Here is a 25,633-nt window from a genome sequence, read left to right as displayed (position 1 = left end):
ATGAATGCACTACTGAGGGCATGCCGGCATACACGGCTACTGCCCCTCCTGCTCCTGGCGTCGCCCGTTATAGCCCAGCAAAAGACGCAGGACCCAATGTACAAGCCCTCCATCGTGGACGGCACCCGTACCCACGCCGTTATGCGCATGTTCGAGCGGCAGCACGACACACTCCAGCGCAACCTCCCATCCGAATACCGGAAAGATTACTCCGCCATCTATGCACAACGATGGAAGTACATCAAATCCCGATTCCAGAAAAAGGAGATCTACACGCCCCCCGTGGCCCAGGCCTATATCGATAGCATGCTGCGCCGCATCGTTGCCGCCAACCCGGAGCTCCAGCGCGAAAAACTCCACGCCTTCTTCTCCCGCTCCGGCACGCCCAACGCCACTTACGTAGGCCAGGGCATCATTTTCTTCAATATCGGGCTCTTCAGCCGCCTCCAAAACGAGCACCAGGCCGCTTTCGTGCTCTGCCACGAGATCGCCCACGCCACGCTTAAACACAGCGACAAATCCATCGAGAAGTATGTAAAAAACATGCACTCCAGCGATTTGCAGGCCCAATTGAAGGCACTGAAAAAAGTACAGTACAACCGTCTTTCCAAACTGGAAGACCTCAGCAAAGGCCTCGCATTCGACAGCCGCCGGCACAGCCGCAACAACGAATCCGACGCAGACTCCCTCGCCCTGGTGTACTTCCGCAACAGCGGGTTCGACCCCGCCGCCGCCGTGTCCGCCATGCTGCTGCTCGACGATATCGACCTGGACAATATCGACATGACCGCCCGCCTCCGCACCCTGTTCGACGCGCCCCAGCTGCGCTTCCAGGACCGGTGGCTCCACCGCGACAACGGCCCCCTGGGCGGCCACGCCAGATTGCTGCGCGACAGCACCCTCACCGATTCCCTCAAAACGCACCCGGATTGCCAGGTCCGCGCGGGTAAACTGATCGCCTTCAACCAGTCGGCCGACAGCCTCCTGGCCGGCAAACCCGCCATCCCCGCCGCGAGCATCCATCCCCAGCGGTTCGATTCCCTGAAACAGGCGTTCCGCTTCGAGATCATCGAGTTCTCGTTTGCGGAAGACAACTACACCGAAAGCTTGTACTACACGATCAGCATGCTGGAAGAACATCCGGAAGATCCGTACCTCATCATGCACGTGGCGCGCATCCTCAACAACTGCTTCTACCTCCAGCGCCAGCACCGCCTCGGCAAGAAACTGCGCTACCCCGCACCGGAAAACGCCGCTTCGTTCAACGTACTGTCGCAGTTCATCCAGAACCTGTATATGGAAGAATACGCGCAGATCGCGTTCCATTACCTGCAACGCTACCAAAGCAAACTGCAGGATTATCCCGAATACCAAACCGAATTCGCGAAAAGCGAGAGTTTCATAAAAATGTAATCCATGTTCCGGAATATACTTTTCCTGTTCCTCATCAATATTTGCTGCATCCAGGCCGCTTCCGCGCAAAAAACGCTCAGTCTCAACGACGCGGCTACGCCTTCCATCCTTTACAGCAGCGGCACCATCCAGCGCAATAACCAGATCGGCGGATATTACTTCCTCATGCAAAGCGACCGTGTCGACAAAACGACCAACGCGTACCTGCTGCATGTGCTCGACGAGAACCTGAACCGCGTCCGCAAGATCAAATTCGACGCCTCCACCAGCATCAGCCTCCAGGAAGCCGCCGCCAGCGATAGCAGCATGGCCTTCCTGTTCTACTATCCCGCCGATAAAAAATACGAACTGCGTATATACGATAACGATGGAAAGCTTCTGCAGTCCTACACCCGGGCGTTCGATTCCCATAAACGCCGGCTGCACCTGCAAAACATGAGCCTGCACAACGAATCCGAAGGCAACCGTACCCTTTTCGAAGTGGGCGACCAGGGCTACATGGCCGTGTTCGTAAGATGGCAGGCCAAAGGCACCTGCACGTACGACATCAATTTCTACGAATCCCGGAACCGGAAAACGTCGAAATTCAGTCCGGGCGTGGCCGGCAGGGATTTCCTCCGGGCAGATTTCCTGGCCAAGACAGACAGTTTGCTGTTCGTGGAAGTCTCGAACCGCCGGGCTTCCCGTTCTTCGTCTACCATCATGGCATTCAACATCCACACGCGGAAGAAAGCTTTCGAAGTGAATGCCAACAAGGAAAAATGGCAGTTCGAGCCTGCGGCAGTGCTGCCGGTGCCGGGGCAAGACACGATCGTGATGGTGGGGAAATATTTCGAGAAAGACGTGAAGCACGTGAAAAGCAACGGGAAAGGCATCGCCATTTACCGGGTGAGCCGCAATACCGGCGCCATTCTCACGCGCACCTACAATAGCTGGGAAACGGAGATCAGCCGGCAATATTCCTGCGACAAAAAAGGCCAGAACGCCGAAAACGGGTACCTCTACCTCCACAACGCCACGCTGGGGCCCGACGGGAAGCTGTTCGTAGCTGCGGAAGGTTATTACCGGAGGATGTACGCCTACGGGTTCGTGCATTCCACCGTTTTCCTGCCGTTCCACCTTACGCCGTCGTTTACCCGGGTGCAGAATTCGGACATGGTGGTGCTGGAATTCAACCCTACCGACAAGCTTGTGAAAGCGATCACGTACGATAAGGCCCCTTCTACCATGATGGCCCGGATGGATTTCCTGAACCGCCATATGGTGGCCCGTAACGCCCGTGCCTATGGGCTTTTCGGATACCGGTTCATCCACCCGGCCGGCGATCCCGGTCATTTTTCGGTCTGCTATTACAACGGGCGCAAGTCGGGCGAGGAAAAGGGATATTTCACCTATCTGCGCTACAACGGGCAGAAGTTCCGCCAGTACGAGGTGCCGCTTCGCACAAAAGAAGTATCCACCTCGGTATTGCCCGCCAAACCGGGATTCCTCCTCATCATCGAGGATAACCGGAAGGAAAGGACGATCGAGATGCGGATGGAAAAAATCAGTTAATTTAGCGGGGGAAGCGGGATGAACGCTTCCCCTTTTTAATGATATCTATGAAATATCTGTTCTGGGGGCTTTGGGCGGTGGTGAATGTACCGATAGCCCTGTTCCTGATGATCCCCTTCGTAGGGATGATGGGCAACCGGGAAACCACGCTTTGGCAATTGTTCCAGGGGCTCGTGCTGATACCGTTCCTCATCACCGGATCATATACCCTTTTACTGCAATGGGTATGGTGGTACCTCGATCTGCGGAAAGATCCGTTGTGGCGGCTGCCACTGCTGACGGCGCTTGGCGTTGCGGCAGTGCCTGCTTTGAAAGTTTGCATTATGATATTGAACAGCTAGTTGCACGAATAGCTGCGATGATGCACATCGGAATTCTAGTCCCGATTCCCTATTTTAGCGGCTATGTTTCGCGGTTTCTTCAATTTCCTGTTGTTCAGCTCGATCTATATCGCCTGCGTGGCGCTGCTGATGGTTTGGGAAACGGAGGAAATTGCAGGCCTTTCCCTCGACCGCGCCAACTACTTCGGCTTCGTTTTCTTCTCCACCATTTGCAGCTACAATTTCCACTGGTACCTCACGCCCGGGTCCGAAAAGTACTCGGAACGGATCCTTTGGGGCCAGCGGCGGAGGCGGCTCCAACTCATGGGCTGCATGATCGGCCTGCTGGGCGCCACCTGGTACGGCCTGCCACTCCTGCATCACTGGCTGCCCCTCAGCGGCGCGGTATTGCTCACGTTCCTTTATTCCGCGCCTAAAGTGCCCCACGCCACCTTCAGATGGCTGAAGAAGATCGCCATCGGCAAAACCATTTTCCTCGCATTCGTGTGGATGTACGTCACCACCCTGCTGCCCTACCTCATCGCCGACGCCGCGAAGCTGGACTTCTGGCAGGTGGCCCTGCTCTGCGTCTACCGGTTTTTCATCATTTACGCCATCTGCATCCTGTTCGACCATCGCGACAGGGAGGAAGACCGAGCCGAGGGGATCCGCAGCCTCATCACCAGTCTCGAAGAGCCCCATCTCGATAAGTTGTATTACGCTTCGCTCATCGTTTCGGCCGTTTGCGCCGTGGTGCTGGCGCCGGCGCTGCCGCTGTTCGTGCTGTTCAGTCTCCTGGCGGCCGTGGCGGTGGTCTGGAGCGTGAAAAACTACGCGCAGACGCACCATTCCGATTACGTCTATTACTTCCAGCTCGACGGGCTCATGGCGCTTTCCGCCCTCATCCACGCGCTATGGCTGCTGGCAGGCGGCATTTGACGCGGATTGCTTACATTTGAAGGATATTTAACCTGAACAACAATGGCTAAAAAAACGAAATCGATACTTACGAAGGAGTCTATGACTTTTCTGCGCACTTACCTCAACAACCCCTCTCCCACCGGGTTCGAGAAGGAAGGGCAGAAACTCTGGCTGGAATATCTGAAACCTTATATAGATGATACCATCGTAGACGCTTACGGCTCCGCCGTGGGGGTGATCAATCCCGAAGCGGCTTTCAAGGTGGTGATCGAGGCGCATGCCGACGAGATTTCCTGGTTCGTGAATTACATCTCGCCCGAAGGGCTGATTTATGTGATCCGCAACGGCGGGTCGGACCAGGCCATTGCGCCCAGCAAACGCGTGAACATCCATACCGAGAAAGGCATCGTGAAAGCGGTGTTCGGCTGGCCGGCCATCCACACGCGCTTGCGCAGCGGCGACGGTAAAGAGCCCCAGCCCAAGGTCGACAATATTTTCCTCGATTGCGGCGCCCGCTCCCGGAAGGAAGTGGACGAACTGGGCATCCATGTAGGTTGCGTGGTAACTTTTGATGATATGTTCGAGGAACTGAACTACGATTACTTCATCTGCCGCGCGCTCGACAACCGCATCGGCGGGTTCATGATCGCGGAAGTGGCCCGCCTGCTGAAGGAAAACAAGCAGCGCCTGCCGTTCGGCCTCTACATCGTGAACGCGGTGCAGGAAGAAGTGGGCCTGCGCGGGGCGGAAATGATCGCCAAGCGCATCAAGCCCAACGTAGCCATCATCACCGACGTAACGCACGATACCACCACCCCGATGATCAACAAGAACATCGAAGGCGAGATCAAATGCGGCGCCGGCCCCAGCATCACTTACGGGCCCGCAGTGCACAACATCCTCCGCGACCTGATCATCAAAACGGCCAAAAAGGAAGACATCCCCCACCAGCTGCACGCCGTTAGCCGCAGCACGGGCACCGATACCGACGCTTTCGCCTATTCGAACGACGGTACCCCTTCGGCCCTCATCAGCATTCCCCTGCGCTACATGCACACCACCGTGGAAATGATCAAAAAGGACGACGTGGAGAGCACTATCCGCCTCATTTACCACACCCTGCTGAACATCACGCCGAAAACCAACTTCCAGTACCTGTAAGAAATTGGTGCTGGATATTTCATAATTGTTTCATAGGTTTGCCGCTAAATCCGACTAGTATGATCCGTCACGATTGGACAATCGAAGAAATAAAGGATATCTATAATACGCCGCTCCTGGAGCTCATGTTCCGCGCTGCCTCCCTTCACCGCGAACACCAGGATACCGCGGAAGTACAGGTTTGCACCCTGCTTTCCATCAAGACCGGCGGATGTTCCGAAGACTGCTCTTACTGCCCCCAGGCAGCCCGCTATAACACTGGTGTAGACGTTCAGGCCCTGATGCAGAAAGATAAAGTACTGGAATACGCCCAGAAAGCCAAAGACGCAGGTTCTACCCGCTTCTGCATGGGCGCCGCCTGGCGCGAAGTGCGCGACAACCGCGATTTCGACCGCGTGCTCGATATGGTAAAAGGCGTGAACGAGATCGGCATGGAAGTATGCTGCACCCTCGGCATGCTCACCGAATCGCAGGCCCAGAAGCTGGCAGACGCCGGCCTCTACTCCTACAACCACAACCTGGACACCTCCAGCGAGTATTACGGAGAGATCATCACCACCCGTACGTACGACGACCGCCTCAATACGCTCAACAACGTGCGTAAAGCCGGCGTAACCGTATGCTGCGGCGGTATCATCGGCCTGGGCGAAAGCCACGACGACCGTATCAACATGCTCTACACCCTGTCTTCCATGCCCGAGCACCCGGATTCCGTGCCCATCAACGCCCTCACCCGCGTGGCCGGTACCCCGCTGGCGCACATGCCCAAAGTGGAATTCTGGGATATGGTGCGCATGATCGCCACCGCCCGCATCCTCATGCCCAAATCGATGGTCCGCCTCAGCGCCGGCCGCGCCGAAATGAGCATTTCCGAGCAGGCGATGTGCTTCATGGCAGGCGCCAACTCCATCTTCACCGGCGAAAAGCTCCTCACCACCAAGAACCCTTCCTTCGAGGAAGACAACCTGATGTTCGAGCTGCTGGGCCTCAAACCCCGCGAAGCCTTCAAAGAGGAAAAAGCCGCCGGTTGCTGCGATCACGACCACAAACACGAACACGCACATGCCCACTAAGCATAGCTACTAAATTTTGGAGAAGAGCCGCCCGCACCGGGCGGCTTTTTTTATGCCCGGAAAACAAAAATCCCGTTCCGGAAACACCGGAACGGGAAACTGAATGGACATCATAGGGTTTCAATCAGCTGTATGACTCAAGGTAGCTGTTTGGTGAGGACTTCCTCCAGCGCCGCGCCCCGAAGGTCTTTGGCTACGATCTTCCCCTGCGGGTCGATGAGGAAGTTGGCCGGAACGCCCCGGATGCCGTAGAGCTTCACGGCAGCGTTGTTCCAGTATTTCAGGTCAGACACATGCACGAAATCCTGCAAACCGTCCTTTTTGATGGCTTCCTCCCAGAGGTCTTTACGGCCCGGCTGGTCGAGGGAAACGCTGAGCACCACGAAGTTATGGTCCTTGAACTTCCTGTAAGCCGCCACCACGTGCGGGTTTTCTGCCCGGCAGGGGCCGCACCAACTGGCCCAGAAGTCCAGGAACACGTATTTACCGCGGAAATCCGAAAGGCTGACAGGTTTGCCGTTCAGGTCGTTCTGCGTGAAATCGGGTGCCAGCGCGCCAATCACGATGGTCTTTTTCTTGAGCATGTTGCCCGCCATGCGCTTCCCGGCGGGGGAATTGCGCTGGGTTTCGGGGAGACTGGCGAACAGGGGCTCCAGTTCGGCCAGATCCATGTTGTTGTGGACGGAAAGCTCCTGCATGGCGAACATGGTGACGGGGGAATTCGGGTTCTTTTTGATGAAATCCCGGATCAGGTTGGTTTTGTCGCCGATCGCCTTGCGGAACTTCACGTTCAGGGAATTCGTCAGTGTGGTGTCTCGCCGTTGTTCGTCGGTAGCGCCGCCCCAGATTTTGTTGATCTCCGTCATCTGGTCTTCGTAGGGCTGGAGGTGCTTTTTGTACGCCAGGTCCGCATCGTTCATTTTCGAGCCCTTCACCGTGGCGGAAGCCATATCGGATTCGGACGTAACGGTGATGGTAGCGGATTCCAGGTACATGATCTTGCGGTCCATGCCCTGGCCCATGTTTTCGAGCCGTTTGCCGTCTTTGCTCAGCGCGAGCATCATCAGCGAGGGTTCCATCGTGATGCCTTTGAAGGAGAATTCCCCGTTCTTCAGCACCGCCGAGTCGAGGATGCGCTCATCCCCTTCTGTGCGGTCGAAATACACGATGGCGGGGGCATTCAGCTTGCCGATCCTGCCTTTCAGCACAAATTTGCCATCCTGCGCCTGTACAGCGGCGGGAATCAGCGCCGCAGCGAGGATGGCCCAGGTTTTTGATCTTACGGTAATCAGGTCCATATTGTCGGTTTACTGTGTCGGTAATTGGTTTTATTCGCGGATGAGGATGTCTCGCGGAGCGCCGGGCACACCGGTCACTTTTTTGATCAGCTCCCCGAACTGCCCCACGGCGGTGTTGAGGAAATGCACCTCCCCTTCGGTCCCCGCTACGAGCAGGTTTCCGTTTTGCTCCACTTTCAGCATCGTGATCTCCTTGCCGCCGAACGTCGCGTTCAGCTCGCGGATTTCTTCATTGAGCGGATTGTAGCGGTAAATCTTCCCGTTCCCGCTGAAGAAGAACACACCCACGGGCGACACGGCCCATTTCGTGGTGGCCGTCACCAGGCTGTCTCCCTTGAATTTCTTCATTTCGCGGGCGTTGAAGCGCTGCCTGCCGTCGCGCCAGTCGATCCCGAAACGCAATTGCATCGTTTTGCCGAGGGAGTCGCAGAAGGCGAAGATGTCGTTGTCACTGAATTTCTCCATGTAGATCAAATCCATCTTGAGGTTTTTGGGCGCGAAGGCGGAGTCGAACACGGTGTAGGTAGTATCGAGGTAAATGCCGGGCATGAACCGCAGGAAACGTTTCTTTTCCTTATCGAACGCCAGGAAGTGCGACACCGCCTGCCCGCTTTCCGCCAGCTCCTGGAGCATTTGCGGTGCGAGTTTGTACTCGCCCGTCACCGGTACGCCGAAGTAGCCATAATAAGTCCCGAATGGCGCGGTTTCGAAGGTGCCCATGAACAGCTGGTCATTGATAATGGCCGTGGTGGTACCGTTGAGGTTGCGGAGGAAGTAGTTCGATTTGGCGGCAGCCATAGGATCGTAGAAATTCTCCTTGAGCGTGCGCACCTGTTGCAGGGTGTTCGCATCGAGCAGTACGCCACCGTCATTGCTGCCGGAGAACGTGAGCCAGTACTGCGTGATCTGGTTCATATAGAACTGGTTGCGAACGTACACGAGCTGCTGCGGCCCGCCAGGCAGGGCTTTCTTGTTGATGGCTTCGTACACGTCTGCCTGCAGGGAATTGTCGGGCTTGATGAACGACAGCGAAGTGGAATTCGCATCGCCGCTGAGCACGAGCGCGCCGCGCGTAAAGGCCGTCTGCCCGCTGATCACGAAGTCGTAGAAGTATTTCTGGCCGGTATTGTTATCGGTCACTTTCAGCAACACGGTATACCGCGCGGCGCCAAGGCCGTACACGATCCGGAGTTCTTTTGTAAAATAATCGTCGGTCATGGCGCGTTCCGGAATGTTGATCTTCCATTCGCAGGAATAATCGTTGGCACCACTTTTCAGCGTGATCTTCGGCGCCACGATGAGGCTGTCGCCCGACATCACGTGGTACACCGAATCCAGCCCCGACATGTGGGGAGCCGGCACTTCCACATAATCGTAATTGCCTTTATCCTTGTAACAGCCTGCAAAAACGGCTGCCACGCTGAGTATGAACAGGTATATCTTTTTCATGGCATTGCAGGGTTAGATGACCGGATCTCCGTCTTCATCGGTGAAATAATAACGTCCGTCGGCCGGATTGAGGGTGAGCACGAATTTTTTGGCGGTGTTGCCGCTGTGGTAGAATTCCAGCGTACCATTGGCCCCAGGCGTGATCACGTACCCTTCCGCCGGGTTGTCCGCCACCCAGGTTTGCGGGTTGGTGAGGAAGGAGCGGAAACGGCGGGTATGATAGAGCACTTTCGGCGTAGCCTGCCAGTCTGCCCGGTCTTCCGTGAGCTTGTTGGTGCCCGACACGCGGATGAACAGTTCATGTTTGACGCGGGAATATTCGCCCAGTTCGCCCTGCCAGATTTCCCACCACAGCGGTTTTTCCAGCCGGTTGGAGAAAATGATCTTGGCCGTGTCCAGCTTCGGGATGGTGGTCCCGAAATCGGCGGAAGGCTTCAGCTGTAGCATGAGCTTCACCGCTTTTTCGGCCAGCAGCGGATCGGTATTGTACAGCACTACAGGAATGTCGAGCCGGCCAGAATCCGCCGGCAGTACGTATTCCGCGGCCAGCGCCTTGTAGTGGAGGCCCGCCTGGGCGGTGGTTTTATCGGCGATCAGCACCACTTTCACCTTGCGGGCCGCACCGGTACGGTTACCGGAAACGCGCACGGGCAAAAGGATCGTGTCTGTCGCTAATTCAGGGAACAGCGCGAAGGAATAAATGACGCTGTCGATGCGCTGATGCGTGAGGTCGCTTTCCGCGAAATCGAAGTAAACGCCGTCGGCCGACTGGTACACCAGTTCTTCTTTTTTATCGCATCCTGCCAGCCATCCTGCAGCCAGCAGCCATATCGTGATTTTGGTTATTTTTTTCATGTTTGTGCAGGTTTAACGGTTACCGTATGCGAGCTCATCGTCTGGCCAGGGGAAGACGAAAATCTGTGGAGACGGCTGTATCGTATTGCCGCCCATGCCGGGCCAGGCGCGGTTCAGCCGTTTGTACATGTAGAAGATCTGTCCTTCGCCGAAGAACTCTTTCCTTGCGTCTTTCACGAGCTCGCCGAGGAAAACGCTCTTCGCCGGATCGTTCAGCGGAACGCCCATCCCGCGCTGCTTCCGCACGGTATTGAGGTAATCCCATGCCTTGGCGGGATTGGTGTCGTAAATGCTTTCCGCGGCGATGTAATACATTTCGCTGAGGCGTAACATGGGGATCATGAGCTCGTGGAGGTTCTTGTCGGAATTGCGGCTGTATTTCTCCAGGCGCATGTATCCGCCCGTGGAGCTGCTTTGCTGGCTGAACCATTGTTTGTAACGGAAATCCTCCGCGCCGGGGCCTCCCACTTCAAAGATCGTCCGCAACTCGCCGGGAGGCGTGTTGAGCGTGGTTTCGCCGTTGCGCAGGCGGTCGAACAGCGGGTTGGTCATATTCGGCGCATAAAGCCCGAAGAGTAATTCCTTATACAAAATCCGGTCTTTCTGCTGATCGTCCGGGTTGAGGAAATCGGTCTGCCGCGTCCAGGGGAATTTATTCGATTCGATCACTTCCTTCGCCAGCGCCAGCGCCGCGGCATGATTGCCGGCGTAGAGCTGCACCCGTGCGAGCGTCCCCGTCACGGCAAAATAATTCAACCGGTGGCGGCGATGCTGCAGGAACATGGGGCCGGACACTTCCGTGGAGGAATCGGGCGTGGTATAGCCGACTTTGTAACCGGGCTTCATGATAGGGTCCACGGTTTTGAGGAGCTCCCGCGCCTGCGACAGGTCGCGGATCACGGAGTCCAGCACCTGGCGGAGCGTATACACGGGCGTCGTGCCTTTGGAGAACGACGTAACGTATGGAATGCCCGGCGCCGTAGGAGCCGCCACGGGCGCGGCCGCGAACTGGCGCAGCACGTCGAAGTGGCACCAGGCGCGCATCGCCAGCGCTTCCCCTTTGATAAGATCGCGCTCACCTGCGTCCAGCAAACCGCCGGAGCCATCGATATGCTCCAGGATGAGGTTGGCATTGGCGATCACGTTATACAATCCCGCCCACACGCTTTTCTGGCGGTTGATGAAGTTATTGTCCTTGTAATTGAAAAGCATCGTCTGGCGGAAACCGATCCGGTCTACCACGTCTACGAGGTAGTTCTGCGCCAGCACGTCGAGCGTTCCGGCCGTCAGTTCCCTGCCGTACAGTTCTTCCTTCACGCTGCGGCTGTACAATCCGTTCAACGCGTCCTGGTACCCCTCGCGGGTGGTAAACAGCAGGTCCATCGACACTTCCGACTTGGGCGACACGTCCAGCCATTTGCTGCAGGATGCGAGCGCCAGCATGCTACAAATCAGTATGATGTTATATCTCATTGGGCGCATTTTTTAGAATCTGGTAGAAAGGGTGAAAGTGATGCTCCGGGCAAACGGGTAGTCGATCCCGCGTTCGGCCTTCACGGTAGACCAGTACGCCAGGTCGTTCATGTTGGCCGACAGGCGCAGGTAATGCATCCGCAGTTTCTTGTAAAAACCTGCCGGGAAATCGTACGACAGGAATATGGATTTCAGCTCGAGGCGGTTCTCTTCCTGCACGAATCTCGACGAAGTCTGCGTGCTGCCCTGGTCGGCGATATTTTTGAAAAACGCGATATCTCCGGGCTTGATCCAGCGTTCAGACAGCACGCGGCTGTCTACGTTGTAACGCGGGTCTGCATTCTCCACGCGGTCTACCAGCGTCTGGTTGTAGATATCCCCGCCGAGCCTGGTCCAGAAGCGCACTTCCACCATGAACCCGCCGTACACGATGCTGGTACCGAAGTTGCCTTCGAGCAGGGGCGTTTCGTCGCCCACGGGCATGATGTCTTTCACGTTGTAGTCGTAGGTACGGGTGCCGTCGGCGCGGAGGTAAATTTCCTTGCCCGTTTCCGGATCGATGCCGAGGGAGCGGACTGCGTAGATCGTGCTCATCGACTGCCCTTCCTTGAACCGAAGCAGCGGCACGGAGCGCAGTTCTGGTTTTTCCTGCTGCTGCTTGTCGATCTCGTCGTTGAAGCTCTTCAGCGCGTTGGAAATCTTCGTAATCTCGTTGGTGTTGTGAACGAGGTTGAAGTTGAAGTTGACAGACCATTTGCGGCTGCGGAAAGCGTTCATGCGGAGGAACACTTCATAACCCTTGTTCACCATCTCGCCGAGGTTCTCCTTGTATTTCGGGAAACCGGTGCTGAGGGGGACGTTCACGTCGGCGAGCAGGTCGCGGGTATGTTTGAAGTAATAACGCGGCGCAAAATAAATCCGGTCGTTCCACAGCGAGGCTTCCATCCCCAGGTCGTAATTCTGCGTCCGCTGCCACTTCAGGCCGCTGTTGCCGTACTCCTTGAAAGTGGCGCCCACGCCGGTAGAATACCAGTCGCCGCCGTAATATTGGTAAGTGGTGTTGGACAGGTAAGACGGGAAAGATACATCACCCGTAAGACCGGTAGTGGCACGCAGTTTCAGTTGGTTGATGAACGAATGGCCCTGCAGGAACGCCTCCTGGTGGAGGTTCCAGCCCACGCCCATCGACCAGAACGGCGCCATGCGCGAATCTGCGCCGAATTTGCTGGAGCCGTCCACACGGAACGTTGCATCGAGCAGATAGCGGTTTTTGTACGCGTAGTTGACCGTAGCGAATCCGCCCGCAAGCCTTTGCTGGCGCGATTCCCCTTCAGGATGCGCGTTCGCTTTGTACCGCCGCGCGAAATTGATATCGTTGAAGCGGTCGTTCACGAACCCTTCGCCCACGGCTTCCTTCCTCCAATAATCGACCGTCTGCATATTGAAACCGCCCGTTGCGGTGAAATAATTGCCGCCGATCTGCTTGTTGTAATTGAGGGTCACGTTGCCGTCCCACTGCGATTCCTTGTCGGCCGCGTAAGTGTATTGCCCCCTGTTCTTCAGGTCGTCGCCTTTGTAGTCGTAATATTCGTTGCTGAAGGGAGAAATGAACTGATCGATGGAGGATCCGCGGCGGATAAAGCTGATTTCCGAGCGCACGCGCCAGTTGGGATTGAAGTTGTATTCCAGCGCGAGGATGTCCGTGAACTCAAGGTATTCGCTCTTGTCGAAATTGCCGATGGTGGATTCGTACATCGGGTTGAGGACGGTGGAACTGATGACGCTGTTGGTTTCTCCCCCGCGCGAGTTCCACAGGTCGATCTCGCGGATGAGGCGGCCCAGACTGTCGGTTTTCGGGTAGTAAGGGTTCATGCGCACGTAGTTCGAGAAGCTGCCGTACGGACTGTTCCGCTGGTTCACCTGTGTAATGGTAAACATGTTGCGGGCCATGAATTTATTGTCGCCCAGGTTATAGCTCAGCGTGTTGGACAGGCTGTACCGGTCGCGCCCGGAACCTTTCATCACACCGCCATTGTTCTGGTAACGCGCGTCCACCCCGTATTTCACGGTTTTAGTGCCGCCCTGAACGGATACGGAATGGCGCTGGCCCAGCTCCGTCTGAATGGGTTGCGACAGCCAGTAGGTATTTACGCCTGCCAGCACGTTGTTCCTTTTCCGGTAGTACTGTTTCTCCAGTTCGTCGGGGGAATCCACGTCGTTGTTGGTGTACAGTCCGGCGAGGCGTTCGTATTCCAGTTTGTCTTTGGCGTCGAGCACGTTATAGGCCGTGAGATCGGGCGCCTGGATGTTGAGCTCATAATTGTAGTGGAGCTCGAGCTTCCCTTCCTTCGGCGCTTTGGTGTAGATCACCACTACGCCGTTGGATGCGCGGGAACCGTAAATGGCCGTGGCGGCGGCGTCTTTGAGGAGCGTGATCGTTTCCACACGATTCATGTCGAGGTCAAAAATGGCCTGTATGTTGGTCGGATACCCGTCGAGGATGAAGAGCGGCAGATTGGTGACGCTGGCCAGCTGGTTGCGGCTGAGCACATTGTCTGTATTGGCCGGCAGCGCGGTGGTGCCGCGGATGGAAATGTTCGGCAGCGCGTTCGGATTGGAGCCCGCCAGGTTATTTTCCGCGATGCGGAACGACGGGTCGTACGCCTGTATGCTGGACAGGATATTCTGCGGATTGAAACGTTTCAGTTCTTCGCCCGTGATCGTAACGGCGGAACCGGTGTAGTTGTCGCGCTTGATGCGCTGGTACCCGGTGATCACGACGTCTTTCATGGACTGCACGTCTGTCAGCAGTTTCATGTCTATCTGTGTGCGCTTGCCCACTTTCACTTCCTGGGCTTTGTAGCCGATGAAGCTGTACACGAGCGTGGCGTTGGGCGGCACGTTGCGGATCTCGTAACGGCCGTCGTCATTGGTTTTGGTGCCGTTGGTGGTGCCTTTGACGAGCACGGTCACCCCGGGCAAGGCGAGCCCCTGTTCGTCGGTCACCAGGCCGTGAACGGACGCCTGTTGCTGCGGGATGGCGTTGAGGTCCTGCAGCGCGGTGGCCCTGCTGGCAGCCGTGGGCTGCGGTGCGGAGGTGGCCGGCGTGGCGGCGGGCGCGGGCTTGTCTTTCCGGTAAATAATGAAATCGTTGCCCTGCGCCTGTTCCGCTTCGAGGCCGAAAGCGGCGAGGTAGCGGTTGATGTATGCGCTCACAGGTTCGCCGTTATTTTGGGGCGGCGGCGGGTCGGCGAGTTGACTGCCAACGGTGTTGCCCATGTAATTAAGGCGTACATGGAGCTGTTTCTCCAGGTTGGCCAACACGCGCTTCAGCGGCTGTTTGCGGCTCCCCGTTCCCTGCGGGGGCTCCTGGTACGCGGGAGCTGGCTCCCTTTGCGGCAAGGCATGTCGGGTGGCGGCCTGTGCGGCTACTGCCGTCAGGCACATCGCCAGCGTCAGGCATCGGCCGGCGTTGAATTGTCCCATAGCAATGTAGATTTAGGTTGGTTGTTTGTCCAATGTCGATTTCGGTCCATAACTCATCAGGCAAAAAAATCCCTGCTGCGCGCCGCTGCATGCCGCGGGCGTAGTCCGGTTGCCCGGCGTTTTATATGTTCTGCTGATAATTTTCTTTTACTGTCCCCCTTTCCGGATCACGTACCTGTTTTTACCGTTTTCCGTGATGGTAATGTCGAACGACCGCGACAGCGTTTTGAAAAACACGTCGATATGATCGGTCGGGATGGTTCCGGTGAATGTTTCTTTCAGCATGGCGCTATCTTCCAGCTGTACCTTGATCCCGGTATTTTCTTCCAGTGCGAGCAAAACATCGGCCAGGGTTGCGTCCTGGAAGATGAGGCGCTGCTGCTGCCAGGCGGCGTAATGGCCGGGGTCTACCCGGTTGTTGGAAAGTTCCTTCCGTTCGGCAGACCAGGTGACCATATCTCCCGGCCGCATGGCGATGAGGGAAGTGTCTTTCCGGTTGAGCTTCAGGTTTACCTTTCCGTTTTGCAGCACTACCTGTGTTTGCACGCGGCGGGTGTTGACGTTGAACGCCGTTCCCACTACCTGGATGTCTACATCATTTGTATGCACGATGAATTTCCGGTTGCCGGATTCATGTTTCACTTCGAAAAAAGCCTCTCCGCCCAGCCAAACCTCGCGGGCCGAATCGCCTTCCCAGGAAACGGCATATTTTACCGTGGAATTTACATTGAGGCGGATCTCCGACCCGTCGGGCAGGGAAATCGTTTTCACTTCGCCGAACGCCGTAGAAACGGTGTTGAACGCTTCGCTTTCCTTCTTCGGCAGCAATATCATGGCCAGGATGCCGATCACCACGGCAGCGGCGGCCCAGGGCATCCAGCGCATCATGGGGCGGCGGCGGGGCGCTTCTTCTATCGACGCCACGATCCTTTCCCAGGTTGCTTCCTGCAGTTGTGCGGGCGGCGCGGCCTGTTGTGCGGCCGTGATGAGCAGCCAGTCTGCCGCGGCCTGAATGGTTGCCGCGTGTTCCGGATGCCGGCGTGCCCAGTCTTCCCAATGCTCCGTGGCGCGGGGGTCTTTTTCCAACACCCACTCCCGGAAGCCGGGCTGCGATAAGAAGTATTCCAACGTGAAAGTCTGGTCGGCCATGATAATTACTTAACAGGTAAAGCAGGGATCGAACGGATTCTTAGCGCCGTTTCCCATTATTTTTCAAAAAATTTTATCCCATCCCATTCCGCCGTTCCCGAAAAAGGCCAATGCAAAAACGATTTTGTCACTGTTATCTTTTAAATATTTCAGTGCTTTTGACAGCAATACGTAGGCGGAATTCACGGAAAGCGACATGATATCGGCCGTTTCGCGGGTGTCGAGGCCATGGTAATACCGCAGGTACAAAACTTCCTGCTGGCGCGGGGGCAGTTCCGCCATCACGCCCGCCAGGCGCGCGCGGCGCTGCTGGTCGCTCTGTTTGCCGATAAGTTCGTCTTCAGGAGATGCGGACGGCGCATCGTAGAAAGCACCGTCGTCGTCGGGCAGCACCAGTTGTTTGCCGAGGTGGCGGAGGATGCGCCGTTTGAGGCTGGAAAGCAGGTAGAACCGGATGGAGTCCGTGGCGGAAAGCCCGCCCCTTCCCTGCCAGATGCTCACGAATACGTCGTGGATGGCGTCTTGCACGAGGGTTTCGTCCGCATGCACCTTCATCCCGTACCCGAAAAGCGGGCGGAAATGCTGCCGGTAAATGTAATCCAGCGCAGCACGGTCGCCCTCCTTCACTTTATTCCACAGGTCCCGGTCTGGCAACCCGGCGTAAATACCGCCTGCCCCGATCATATGTTCAATACCATTGCTCAATGCCGTTAAAGATAAAAAGGGGATCGCTGGAATGCAAAAGAAAAGGCTCCCCTTTTGACAGGCGAGCCTTTAGAATACAGTAAATCAACTATTTTTTTCAACATTTAGCTGCCTGGGGAAGGCCTTTTGGATGCAACATCCGCCAAAAACCTGGCTTTCTTTCCCAACAACTTCCCGCCATCACGCCAGGCCGGATCCCACTTAACGTTCCAGCAAAAACCGAAGGGCCAGTTCATATCCTTTCATGCCCAAACCGGTGATCACGCCAACGGCCTGGCCGCCTGTCACCGACTTGTGGCGGAACTCTTCCCGGGCATAAATGTTACTGATATGCACCTCCACCACCGGCGTACTGATGGCAGCGATGGCGTCGCGGATGGCGTAGGAATAATGGGTGTATGCCGCGCCATTGAGTATGATCCCGTCATATTCGAACCCGATCGCCTGCAGCTGGTTGACGATTTCCCCTTCCACATTGCTCTGGAAGTAGGAAAGCTCCACCTTCGGGAATTGGGCTTTCAGGGTTTCGAAATATTCGTCGAACGAAAGCTTTCCGTAAATCTCCGGTTCGCGCTTGCCCAACAGGTTGAGGTTGGGGCCGTTGATGATGGCTATTTTCATGTGATGGTTTGATGCGTTATTCTCCCCAGCGGAACGTGTCTTGCTCCAGGCCGGCCAGGTCTATCACCCGGTCTACCACGGTGGCGGCCACGTCTTCGATGGACTGTGGTTTGGAATAGAACGAAGGCGTGGCGGGGCAAATGATCCCGCCGGCTTCGGTTACGGTCTGCATGTTGCGGATGTGCACCAGGTTGTAGGGCGTATCCCTCAGCACGCAGATGAGTTTTCTGCGTTCTTTCAGCACCACGTCTGCCGCGCGGGTGATGAGGTCGTTGGAGATGCCGCCGGCTATCCGGCCCAGGGTACCCATCGAACAGGGACAGATGATCATGGTATTGAAACGCCCGCTGCCGCTGGCGAACGGTGCGTAAAAATCTTTCTGCGCGTAAAACGGGAAAGGCAACTGCTCGTAGCCTTTTTCGTCCAGCTCGGTTTCCCAAACCGTTTTCGCGTTGTCGGTCATCACGATGGCCACCTGGTCTACCTGGTCTTTCATCACGGCCAGCTTCTGGAGGAGCTGCCGTGCGTAAATAGACCCGCTGGCCCCGGTAACCGCCACAACTATACGATGCTTCATGCAGCAAATCTACAAAAAACAAGGTCCTGTTAAAAAGCAATTACGCTTTCCAACAGGACCATGGAGGTAAAAAATATCTTCTTCAGCTCAACTCAGCCAGTTCTTCCATGCGGATGGCCATATGGCTTTCGTCGTACACACATTCACCATTGCGGATCAGCAATACCTGGGGCGATTCGTGCTCCACGCCAAACAGCTCGGCGATGCGGTTGCTGACGGGGCGGTAACGGATGAGGTCCAGGTAATAAAACTCCCACCCTTCGGGCGATACGGACCTTTCCAGCCGCGATTTTACCATACCACTGGTAGGGCAGCGCGTGCTGTGCTTGAAAATTACCACGGGGTGGTCGAAAGACCGTTGCCGGATAGCTGCCAGCTGTTCTTCACTTTCCAACGTTGTCCACATAGCCCACAAAGATAAGGCTTACTAGCAATGCTTGCTTTGCTCTTGCTGCACTTTCGTGATTTTCATGGGGCAACCCAGCTTCTGGGAGGCACAGGAAGAAAACAGGGCAGCCACCACTGCCATCACACAAAATATACCGAACATACGGCGTGCTGAACTCATAGTCTGCGTTTTAGTAATTAAACGAAATTTCATAGGCCTGGATTGTAGAACTTTGTGATGTGTATTTTGTAACGTTATTTTGCAAATATATACATTATATTAAAAAAAACAATCCTATGTGTTGCCGGCGGCATGGAAAGGATGACGAACGGCCCGGCACATGCACCTGAAATTATGGCAAATGTACATTTTATAGCAATAGGAGGCAGCGTGATGCATCAGCTGGCGATTGCGCTGAAGACCAAAGGGTACAGGGTTACGGGGAGCGACGACGAGATTTTCGAGCCCTCCCGCACCAATCTCCGGCTGGCCGGCATCCTGCCCGATCCGTTGGGATGGGATCCCGCCCGCGTCACGGCCGACCTCAACGCCGTGATCCTCGGCATGCACGCCCGGGCCGATAACCCCGAACTGCTGCGCGCCCAGGAGCTGAAAATCCCGATTTACTCCTTTCCCGAGTACATTTACCAGGAAAGCCGCAACAAAACCCGCGTCGCCATCGGCGGCAGCCACGGCAAAACCACCATCACCTCCATGGTCATGCACGTGCTGCAGCAATGCCGCCTGCAATTCGATTACCTGGTGGGCGCCCGGCTGGAAGGGTTCGAACAGTCGGTCAATATCACCGATGCACCCCTGATCGTTTGCGAGGCAGACGAATACCCGGCTTCCGTCATCGAAAAACGGCCGAAATTCCATTTCCTCCACCCGCAGATAGCGGTGTTGAGCGGCATCGCCTGGGACCATATCAACGTTTTCCCTACTTTCGAAAATTACCTCGAGCAGTTCGCCATTTTCATCCGGACGATGGAGCCCGGCGGACGGCTGATCTATAACGAAACCGACGAAACCCTCCGCCAACTGGTGGAAAAAGAGGGCCAGCACCTCGTGCTGGAGCCCTACGGCATGCCGGAACACGTGATCCGCAACGGCATTACCCGCGTACGGTTCGGCAACGCTTCCACCGATCTCATGGTGTTCGGCGGCCATAACCTCCTCAACATCCACGCCGCCCTGCTCGTTTGCCGGGCCCTCGGCATCGGGGATATCGACTTCCTGGCCGCCATCGCCACGTTCAAGGGCGCGGCAAAACGGCTGGAGCTCGTCGGGAAAAGCGAGGAAACCGCCATTTACCGCGATTTCGCGCACGCCCCCTCCAAGGTAAAAGCCACCATCCAGGCCGTGAAGGCCCAATACCCGGAACGCAAGCTCATCGCCGTACTGGAACTGCATACCTACAGCAGCCTCAGCGCGGGCTTCATGAAAGAATACGCCGGCGCCCTCGACCCGGCAGACGAAGCCGCCGTTTTCTACAGCGGCCATGCCCTCGAGATCAAACGCATGCCGTATCTTGCGCCCGATGTGATCCGCGAAGGGTTCGGAAGGAAAGACCTCCAGGTCTTCACCAACCGCGCCGACCTCGAGCAATGGCTCGATGGAAGGCAGTATCCCAACGCTAACCTGCTGATGATGAGCTCCGGAGATTACGAAGGGCTCGACCTCGCAGGACTGAAAAAATATTTACCGGTTCAGAAACCTCAATCATAATAATGTCTGCTTTACAACTTACCCGTCCCCTCGCCGTGATCGACCTGGAGACTACCGGCACCAACGTTGCCACCGACCGAATCATTGAAATCGCTGTCATCAAGGTGATGCCGGACCGCTCCGTGCAGCGCAAGGTAAAGCGGATCAACCCCCAAATGCCCATCCCCGCGGCCAGCACGGCCATTCACGGGATCAGGGACGAAGACGTGGCCGACGCGCCCACCTGGAAGCAGGCCGCCAACGAATTCCGCCAGTTCCTGGAACAGTGCGATATCGCCGGGTACAACTCAAACAGGTTCGATATCCCGATGCTGGTGGAGGAATTCCTGCGCGTGGGGCTTACTTTCGATGTGAAAGACCGCCGTTTCGTAGATGTTCAGAAGATTTTCCACCTGATGGAAAAACGGACCCTCAGCGCCGCGTACAAATTCTACTGCGATAAAGACCTGACCAACGCACACAGCGCCGAGGCCGACGCCGTAGCCACCTTCGAGATCCTGGAAGCCCAGCTGGAACGGTACGCCACCCAGCTGAAAGCCGACGTGGACGCCCTGGCGCAATTCACCAAAGAAGACGAGTACGTGGATTTCGCCCGCAGGATCGTGCGGCAAAATGGTACGGAAATATTCAATTTCGGGAAGTATAAAGGCCGGGCCGTGCGCGATGTGCTGAAATCCGAGCCCCAGTACTACGACTGGATGATGAAAGCCGAATTCCCCCTCAACACGAAGGAGAAGCTGACCGAGATCTATCACGACATGATGCTAAAAAAACCATAAAAGTTTAGTTCGTCCGGTAAAAAACCGGCGGATATTATCTATTTTCGCCATCCTTAAATCATTTCAGCTAATTGGAAAAATTAGTTATCATACCCACATACAACGAAAAAGACAACATCGCGCGCATGATCGAGACGGTCTTTTCGTTGCAGCAAGGGTTCCATATCCTTATTGTTGACGACGGCTCGCCGGATGGCACGGGTGCGATCGTCAAAGGTTTGCAACAGCAGTATCCGGGTCAGTTGTTCATCGAAGAGCGGAGCGGAAAGCAGGGCCTCGGCACGGCTTATATCCACGGCTTCAGATGGGCGCTGCAGCGCAGTTACCAGTTCATTTTCGAGATGGACGCCGATTTTTCGCATAACCCGAAAGACCTCATCCGGCTCTACGAGGCCTGCGCCAAAGGCGGGGCAGACTTGTCTGTAGGCTCGCGGTACGTGCCGGGCGGCAAAACGGAGAACTGGCCCTGGAACCGGGCGGTGCTGTCGTACGGCGCTTCGGTGTACGTTCGCCTCATCACCTGGATGCCCGTGAAAGACGCGACCGCAGGGTTTGTGTGCTACACCCGTAAAGTGCTGGAAACCATGGACCTGGGAGATATCCGGTTCGTCGGCTACGCATTCCAGATCGAAATGAAATTTACCGCATGGAAGCTCGGTTTCCGGATCGCCGAAGTTCCCATCACCTTTATCGACCGGAAAGAAGGCTACTCCAAGATGAGCAAGGGCATAGTGAAAGAAGGTATTTTCGGAGTGCTGAAGATACAGTGGCACAGCCTCTTCGGAAAGCGCCGCTAATTTTGTGCAGTGAAGAAAGCGTTTTTAGAGCTACATCTCTCCGTATTCCTCGCAGGGTTTACGGGCATCCTCGGCAAACTGATCACCCTCAACGAGGGAATGCTGGTCTGGTACCGGCTGCTGATCACCGCCGTGACCATGTACGTCCTCTTCCGCTGGCAGGGGAAACTGAAAAAACTGCCGCTCCGCGACGTGATGCGGATCGGTGGGGTCGGCTGCATCGTGGCCCTTCACTGGATCTTCTTCTACGGAAGCATTAAATATGCCAACGTCTCTATCGGCGTGGTCTGCTTCTCCCTCACCAGTCTTTTCACCGCTGTTTTCGACCCGCTGATCAGCCGGCGGCGGTTCGACAAGATGGAGATGTTCCTCAGCATGCTCACCCTCGCGGGCATCCTCCTCATCTTCCATTTCGATACGCAATACCGGACGGGCATCGTCCTCGGCATCATTTCCAGCATGTTCGCGGCACTGTTCACCGTGCTGAACAAAAAGCTGGTCGTGAAATACGACACCGCCAACATCACGTTTTACGAACTGGGCGTGGGCTTCCTCGCGCTCACGGCCGTTATGCCGTTCTACCTGCACGCCTTCCCCGTGGAAAGTTTCGTGCCCGGCCTCACCGATACCGTGTACCTCCTGGCCCTGTCGTGGTTCTGCACGGTCTGGATGTACACGCTGTCTATGAACGCGCTGAAAAAGATCTCTCCTTTCACCGTGAACCTCTGCTTCAACCTGGAGCCGCTGTACAGTATCATCCTGGCTTTCATCCTGTTCCACGAAAACAAGCTGCTCCACGGCGGGTTTTACTATGGCCTGGGATTGATCCTCCTGTCTGTGATGCTCCAGATGCTCCGCGTGGCGCGCCAGGCAAAGCGGGCGCCGGCCGCGCATTGACCGCTTATCCTCAAAGACGGGAAAACTTTCCCTGAAAGGCTTATTTTGCAGTTATCCTAACCAACTTTACGAACTAAAAAATACTGAACTGGCTTATGACCCGATCTGCAATGTGGCTCGTATCCCTCGGCCTATGGTGCACCGGCGCGATGGCGCAATCTAAAAAACCGCTGGACCACAGCGTGTACGACAGCTGGCAAAATATCGGCGTGAAAATGGTGAGCCCCGACGGGCGCTGGGCCGTTTACACCGTTACGCCCCAGGAAGGCGACGCCACCCTTTACATCCGCAACCTGCAAACCAACCGGCAATTCGCCATCGAACGGGGCGCGGCACCGGTCATCACCGAAGACTCCCGGTACGTAGCGTTCTCCATCAAACCGCGCTTCCAGGAAACCCGGCAGGCACGCATCAAAAAAGCGAAACCCGACGATATGCCGAAGGATTCCCTCGCACTGTTCGACCTCGAGACCGGCAAAACCATCCTCCAGGCCGCGAAAGTCAAATCCTTCAAAACACCCGAAAAAGGCAGCGGCCTCCTCGCTTACCTCGTAGAGCCCGCCAAAGACACGACTTCGAAGAAAACACCCGCCAAACCTGCCCCGGCAGCAGATTTCGCGGATGCGGACGACGACGGCCCGGGTAAATCCGGCGGCGCATCCACCGGCGATCTCATCATCGTCCAAACCGGCAAATCCCTCCTTTTCGATACCATCAAAAATGTTTCTTCCTACACCGTTTCCAAACCCGGCAATGCTTTAACGGCCGTGGTAAACCCGGGGAAAAAGGACAGTCTTGCCCAACCCGGCGTCCTGCTCTGGAACCCCGCCAAACGGGAAAGGAAATTCATCTCCAAAGGGCATGGACAGTTCGCGCAGTTCGCATTCGACGAAAAAGGCGAACAGCTCGCCTGGACGGTGAGCCGCGACAGCGCCAAAGCCCCCGTGACCGTGTATGCACTGGCTTTCTACGGCCCGGGAATGGACACGGCCCGCCTCGCCATTTCCCGCACCAGCAGCGGCATGCGCGATAAATGGAGCGTTTCCGAGAACGGCAACATCGCGTTTTCCCGAAACGGCCAGCGCATCTTCTTCGGCACCGCCCCCATTCCCAAGCCGAAAGACACGACCATCGTGGATTTCGAAGTGGCGAAAGTGGACGTGTGGCATTACCTCGACGATTACCTGCAGCCCATGCAGCTCAAAAACCTCGACCGCGAGCTGAAACGCAATTACACGGCCGTTTACTTCCCCGCAGAAAACCGCATGGTGCAGCTGGGAGACGATAGCATGGAGGATTTCAGATATGGGGACGAAGGAAACGCAGAATACGGGCTCGGCACCAGCGACAGCCACTCCCGCGTGGCCATGCAATGGACGGGCAAAACGAACAAAAACGCCTGGATGGTACACATCCCCAGCGGCCGCCGGATGTCGATCAAACAAGACCTGAACGGACAGATCGCCATTTCCCCCTCCGGGAAATACATCATCTGGTTCGATAACATGAACAGTCAATATTCCACCTACGATTTCCTCACCGGATCCACCCGCATCATCACCGCGGCGATCCCCGAGAAACTGACCGACGAGGAAAACGACGTGCCCGACTTCCCGTCGCCCTACGGCACTTCCGGCTGGATGGAGAATGATAAATACGTGTATATCAATGACCGGTACGACATCTGGCAGGTAGACCCCTCCGGCAAGGAAGCCCCTGTCATGGTAACGCAAGGCATCGGCCGCGCGAAGAAAACGGTGCTGCGCAACGTGAAACTCAATATGGACGAGCGTTTCTTCATCCCGAAACAAACCCTCCTCCTGGAAAGCCAGGCCGATTCCACGAAGCACGGTGGCTACTGGACGGTCCGCCTGCTCGACAAGGCAGCGCCCAAACCCGCTGTGAGCGGCCCTTACGCATTTACAGCCCCGATCAAGGCGAAAAACGCCAGCATGGTGCTGTACCAGCGTTCCACCTACCAGGAATCCCCCGATGTTTTTGCGGGCGAGGAACTGTCGACCGCCAAACGCATCAGCCAGCTCAATCCCCAGCAGCAGCAATATAACTGGGGCACGGCGGAGCTGTTCAAATGGAAGACTTTCAACGGACAGGAAACCGAAGGCATCGTGTACAAACCCGAAGACTTCGATCCTTCCAAAAAATACCCGGTGCTGATCTATTTCTACGAAAAGCTCACCGACGGATTGTATGGATACCAGCCGCCGGCGCCCACGCCTTCGCGCCTGAACATCACGTTCTTCGTGAGCCGCGGTTATGTGGTGCTGGCGCCGGATATCCGTTACGAGAACGGCCATCCCGGGAAGAGCGCCTATGATTATATCGTCAGCGGTGCGGAAGCGCTGGCGAAAAATCCCTGGATCGACCGTTCCAACATGGCCATCCAGGGCCAGAGCTGGGGCGGGTACCAGGTTTGCTATCTCGTAACGGCCACGCCCCTGTTCAAGGCGGCCTGGGCCGGTGCTCCTGTGGCGAATATGACGAGCGCCTACGGCGGCATCCGCTGGGAAAGCGGGATGAACCGGCAATTCCAGTACGAGCACACGCAAAGCCGCATCGGTGCTACGTTGTGGGACAAGCCCGAGCTGTACATCGAGAATTCGCCCCTGTTTCACCTCCCGAAAGTGACCACGCCGCTGGTGATCATGCACAACGATGCAGACGGGGCCGTGCCCTGGTACCAGGGGATCGAGATGTTCACGGGGCTCCGCCGCCTGGGGAAACCCGTGTGGATGCTCAATTATAATGGAGACGCGCATAACCTCATGCAGCGCCAGAACCGGAAAGACATCCAGGTGCGGCAGCAGCAGTTCTTCGACCATTATCTCAAAGGCGCGCCCGCTCCCAAATGGCTGAGCAAAGGCGTTCCGGCTACCGATAAGGGCCGTGATTGGGGTTTTGATGTAGAATAAAACCTGTTTTCATAAGGAAAGGGTGACCCGGGCCGCGAGCCGGGGTCACCCTTTCTCCA

Annotated in this window: 22 protein-coding genes; 11 read left to right on the top strand and 11 right to left on the bottom strand. The window is 56.3% G+C overall.

The genetic code is table 11. The features are described 5' to 3' along the window. The 6 genes from WJU22_RS12455 to bioB all read left to right on the top strand — a co-directional run bounded on the left by WJU22_RS12455 (position 1) and on the right by bioB (position 6,442). The gene (locus WJU22_RS12455) at positions 1-1,413 is read left to right on the top strand and encodes a M48 family metallopeptidase (RefSeq protein ID WP_341843555.1); all 1,413 of its coding nucleotides are present in this window, start codon (positions 1-3) and stop codon (positions 1,411-1,413) included. Between the two features lie 3 nt (positions 1,414-1,416). After that, positions 1,417-2,967, top strand: a complete 1,551-nt coding sequence (locus WJU22_RS12450; RefSeq protein WP_341843554.1) for a DUF6770 family protein — start codon at positions 1,417-1,419, stop codon at positions 2,965-2,967. A gap of 47 nt (positions 2,968-3,014) precedes the next feature. Next, positions 3,015-3,308 carry a hypothetical protein gene (locus tag WJU22_RS12445; RefSeq protein ID WP_341843553.1) on the top strand — a complete coding sequence of 98 codons (294 nt, stop codon included), beginning with the start codon at positions 3,015-3,017 and terminating at the stop codon, positions 3,306-3,308. 63 nt (positions 3,309-3,371) lie between these two features. Beyond that, positions 3,372-4,226 (top strand): UbiA family prenyltransferase, encoded by an 855-nt coding sequence (locus WJU22_RS12440; RefSeq protein WP_341843552.1) that lies wholly within the window; start codon positions 3,372-3,374, stop codon positions 4,224-4,226. 42 nt (positions 4,227-4,268) lie between these two features. Continuing rightward, a complete protein-coding gene (locus WJU22_RS12435) occupies positions 4,269-5,369 on the top strand; it encodes a M42 family metallopeptidase (RefSeq protein WP_341843551.1) in 1,101 nt (366 codons plus the stop codon). 59 nt (positions 5,370-5,428) lie between these two features. After that, positions 5,429-6,442: a biotin synthase BioB gene (gene bioB / locus WJU22_RS12430; RefSeq protein WP_341843550.1), complete on the top strand. Its 1,014-nt coding sequence runs from the start codon at positions 5,429-5,431 to the stop codon at positions 6,440-6,442. A gap of 137 nt (positions 6,443-6,579) precedes the next feature. Here bioB and WJU22_RS12425 read toward each other — a convergent pair whose 3' ends face one another. From WJU22_RS12425 to WJU22_RS12375, 11 genes are all read right to left on the bottom strand, one after another. Continuing rightward, positions 6,580-7,740 (bottom strand): TlpA disulfide reductase family protein, encoded by a 1,161-nt coding sequence (locus WJU22_RS12425; RefSeq protein ID WP_341843549.1) that lies wholly within the window; start codon positions 7,738-7,740, stop codon positions 6,580-6,582. A 30-nt stretch (positions 7,741-7,770) separates the two neighbouring features. Continuing rightward, entirely contained in the window at positions 7,771-9,189 is a 1,419-nt protein-coding gene (locus WJU22_RS12420; RefSeq protein ID WP_341843548.1) for a PKD-like family lipoprotein, read from the bottom strand. 12 nt (positions 9,190-9,201) lie between these two features. Then, positions 9,202-10,044, bottom strand: coding sequence for a DUF4843 domain-containing protein (locus tag WJU22_RS12415; RefSeq protein ID WP_341843547.1), 843 nt, complete (start codon positions 10,042-10,044; stop codon positions 9,202-9,204). A 12-nt stretch (positions 10,045-10,056) separates the two neighbouring features. Beyond that, entirely contained in the window at positions 10,057-11,517 is a 1,461-nt protein-coding gene (locus WJU22_RS12410; RefSeq protein WP_341843546.1) for a RagB/SusD family nutrient uptake outer membrane protein, read from the bottom strand. A gap of 12 nt (positions 11,518-11,529) precedes the next feature. Then, positions 11,530-15,003: a SusC/RagA family TonB-linked outer membrane protein gene (locus WJU22_RS12405; protein ID WP_341843545.1), complete on the bottom strand. Its 3,474-nt coding sequence runs from the start codon at positions 15,001-15,003 to the stop codon at positions 11,530-11,532. A gap of 147 nt (positions 15,004-15,150) precedes the next feature. After that, entirely contained in the window at positions 15,151-16,152 is a 1,002-nt protein-coding gene (locus WJU22_RS12400; protein WP_341843544.1) for a FecR family protein, read from the bottom strand. Between the two features lie 63 nt (positions 16,153-16,215). Continuing rightward, positions 16,216-16,857: a sigma-70 family RNA polymerase sigma factor gene (locus tag WJU22_RS12395; protein ID WP_341843543.1), complete on the bottom strand. Its 642-nt coding sequence runs from the start codon at positions 16,855-16,857 to the stop codon at positions 16,216-16,218. 201 nt (positions 16,858-17,058) lie between these two features. Next, entirely contained in the window at positions 17,059-17,478 is a 420-nt protein-coding gene (gene aroQ / locus WJU22_RS12390; RefSeq protein ID WP_341843542.1) for a type II 3-dehydroquinate dehydratase, read from the bottom strand. A gap of 16 nt (positions 17,479-17,494) precedes the next feature. After that, positions 17,495-18,055: a UbiX family flavin prenyltransferase gene (locus tag WJU22_RS12385; RefSeq protein ID WP_341843541.1), complete on the bottom strand. Its 561-nt coding sequence runs from the start codon at positions 18,053-18,055 to the stop codon at positions 17,495-17,497. Between the two features lie 82 nt (positions 18,056-18,137). Further along, on the bottom strand, positions 18,138-18,461 hold the full coding sequence (gene ytxJ / locus WJU22_RS12380) for a bacillithiol system redox-active protein YtxJ (RefSeq protein ID WP_341843540.1): 324 nt from the start codon (positions 18,459-18,461) through the stop codon (positions 18,138-18,140). 21 nt (positions 18,462-18,482) lie between these two features. After that, a complete protein-coding gene (locus WJU22_RS12375) occupies positions 18,483-18,623 on the bottom strand; it encodes a hypothetical protein (protein ID WP_341843539.1) in 141 nt (46 codons plus the stop codon). 213 nt (positions 18,624-18,836) lie between these two features. Between WJU22_RS12375 and WJU22_RS12370 the strand changes: the two genes are divergently transcribed. From WJU22_RS12370 to WJU22_RS12350, 5 genes are all read left to right on the top strand, one after another. Next, complete coding sequence (locus WJU22_RS12370) at positions 18,837-20,171, top strand: UDP-N-acetylmuramate--L-alanine ligase (RefSeq protein WP_341843773.1); 1,335 nt, start codon at positions 18,837-18,839, stop codon at positions 20,169-20,171. Between the two features lie 2 nt (positions 20,172-20,173). Beyond that, the gene (locus WJU22_RS12365) at positions 20,174-20,950 is read left to right on the top strand and encodes a 3'-5' exonuclease (RefSeq protein WP_341843538.1); all 777 of its coding nucleotides are present in this window, start codon (positions 20,174-20,176) and stop codon (positions 20,948-20,950) included. 71 nt (positions 20,951-21,021) lie between these two features. After that, positions 21,022-21,747, top strand: coding sequence for a polyprenol monophosphomannose synthase (locus tag WJU22_RS12360; protein ID WP_341843537.1), 726 nt, complete (start codon positions 21,022-21,024; stop codon positions 21,745-21,747). Between the two features lie 9 nt (positions 21,748-21,756). Continuing rightward, positions 21,757-22,644, top strand: coding sequence for a DMT family transporter (locus tag WJU22_RS12355; RefSeq protein ID WP_341843536.1), 888 nt, complete (start codon positions 21,757-21,759; stop codon positions 22,642-22,644). Between the two features lie 95 nt (positions 22,645-22,739). Then, entirely contained in the window at positions 22,740-25,574 is a 2,835-nt protein-coding gene (locus WJU22_RS12350; protein ID WP_341843535.1) for a S9 family peptidase, read from the top strand. Positions 25,575-25,633 lie beyond the last annotated feature (59 nt).

The organism is Chitinophaga caseinilytica (assembly GCF_038396765.1).
In the GTDB taxonomy this organism is placed as follows: Bacteria; Bacteroidota; Bacteroidia; order Chitinophagales; family Chitinophagaceae; genus Chitinophaga; species Chitinophaga caseinilytica.
This window is presented reverse-complemented; position numbering and strand designations above follow the sequence as displayed.

Excerpts from the sequence above, each read along its gene's own strand:
- WJU22_RS12455 (WP_341843555.1), top strand. The coding sequence starts at position 1 with ATGAATGCACTACTGAGGGCATGCCGGCATACACGGCTACTGCCCCTC.
- WJU22_RS12450 (WP_341843554.1), top strand. The coding sequence starts at position 1,417 with ATGTTCCGGAATATACTTTTCCTGTTCCTCATCAATATTTGCTGCATC.
- WJU22_RS12445 (WP_341843553.1), top strand. The coding sequence starts at position 3,015 with ATGAAATATCTGTTCTGGGGGCTTTGGGCGGTGGTGAATGTACCGATA.
- WJU22_RS12440 (WP_341843552.1), top strand. The coding sequence starts at position 3,372 with ATGTTTCGCGGTTTCTTCAATTTCCTGTTGTTCAGCTCGATCTATATC.
- WJU22_RS12435 (WP_341843551.1), top strand. The coding sequence starts at position 4,269 with ATGGCTAAAAAAACGAAATCGATACTTACGAAGGAGTCTATGACTTTT.
- bioB (WP_341843550.1), top strand. The coding sequence starts at position 5,429 with ATGATCCGTCACGATTGGACAATCGAAGAAATAAAGGATATCTATAAT.
- WJU22_RS12425 (WP_341843549.1), bottom strand. The coding sequence starts at position 7,740 with ATGGACCTGATTACCGTAAGATCAAAAACCTGGGCCATCCTCGCTGCG.
- WJU22_RS12420 (WP_341843548.1), bottom strand. The coding sequence starts at position 9,189 with ATGAAAAAGATATACCTGTTCATACTCAGCGTGGCAGCCGTTTTTGCA.
- WJU22_RS12415 (WP_341843547.1), bottom strand. The coding sequence starts at position 10,044 with ATGAAAAAAATAACCAAAATCACGATATGGCTGCTGGCTGCAGGATGG.
- WJU22_RS12410 (WP_341843546.1), bottom strand. The coding sequence starts at position 11,517 with ATGAGATATAACATCATACTGATTTGTAGCATGCTGGCGCTCGCATCC.
- WJU22_RS12405 (WP_341843545.1), bottom strand. The coding sequence starts at position 15,003 with ATGGGACAATTCAACGCCGGCCGATGCCTGACGCTGGCGATGTGCCTG.
- WJU22_RS12400 (WP_341843544.1), bottom strand. The coding sequence starts at position 16,152 with ATGGCCGACCAGACTTTCACGTTGGAATACTTCTTATCGCAGCCCGGC.
- aroQ (WP_341843542.1), bottom strand. The coding sequence starts at position 17,478 with ATGAAAATAGCCATCATCAACGGCCCCAACCTCAACCTGTTGGGCAAG.
- WJU22_RS12385 (WP_341843541.1), bottom strand. The coding sequence starts at position 18,055 with ATGAAGCATCGTATAGTTGTGGCGGTTACCGGGGCCAGCGGGTCTATT.
- ytxJ (WP_341843540.1), bottom strand. The coding sequence starts at position 18,461 with ATGTGGACAACGTTGGAAAGTGAAGAACAGCTGGCAGCTATCCGGCAA.
- WJU22_RS12375 (WP_341843539.1), bottom strand. The coding sequence starts at position 18,623 with ATGAGTTCAGCACGCCGTATGTTCGGTATATTTTGTGTGATGGCAGTG.
- WJU22_RS12370 (WP_341843773.1), top strand. The coding sequence starts at position 18,837 with ATGCATCAGCTGGCGATTGCGCTGAAGACCAAAGGGTACAGGGTTACG.
- WJU22_RS12365 (WP_341843538.1), top strand. The coding sequence starts at position 20,174 with ATGTCTGCTTTACAACTTACCCGTCCCCTCGCCGTGATCGACCTGGAG.
- WJU22_RS12350 (WP_341843535.1), top strand. The coding sequence starts at position 22,740 with ATGACCCGATCTGCAATGTGGCTCGTATCCCTCGGCCTATGGTGCACC.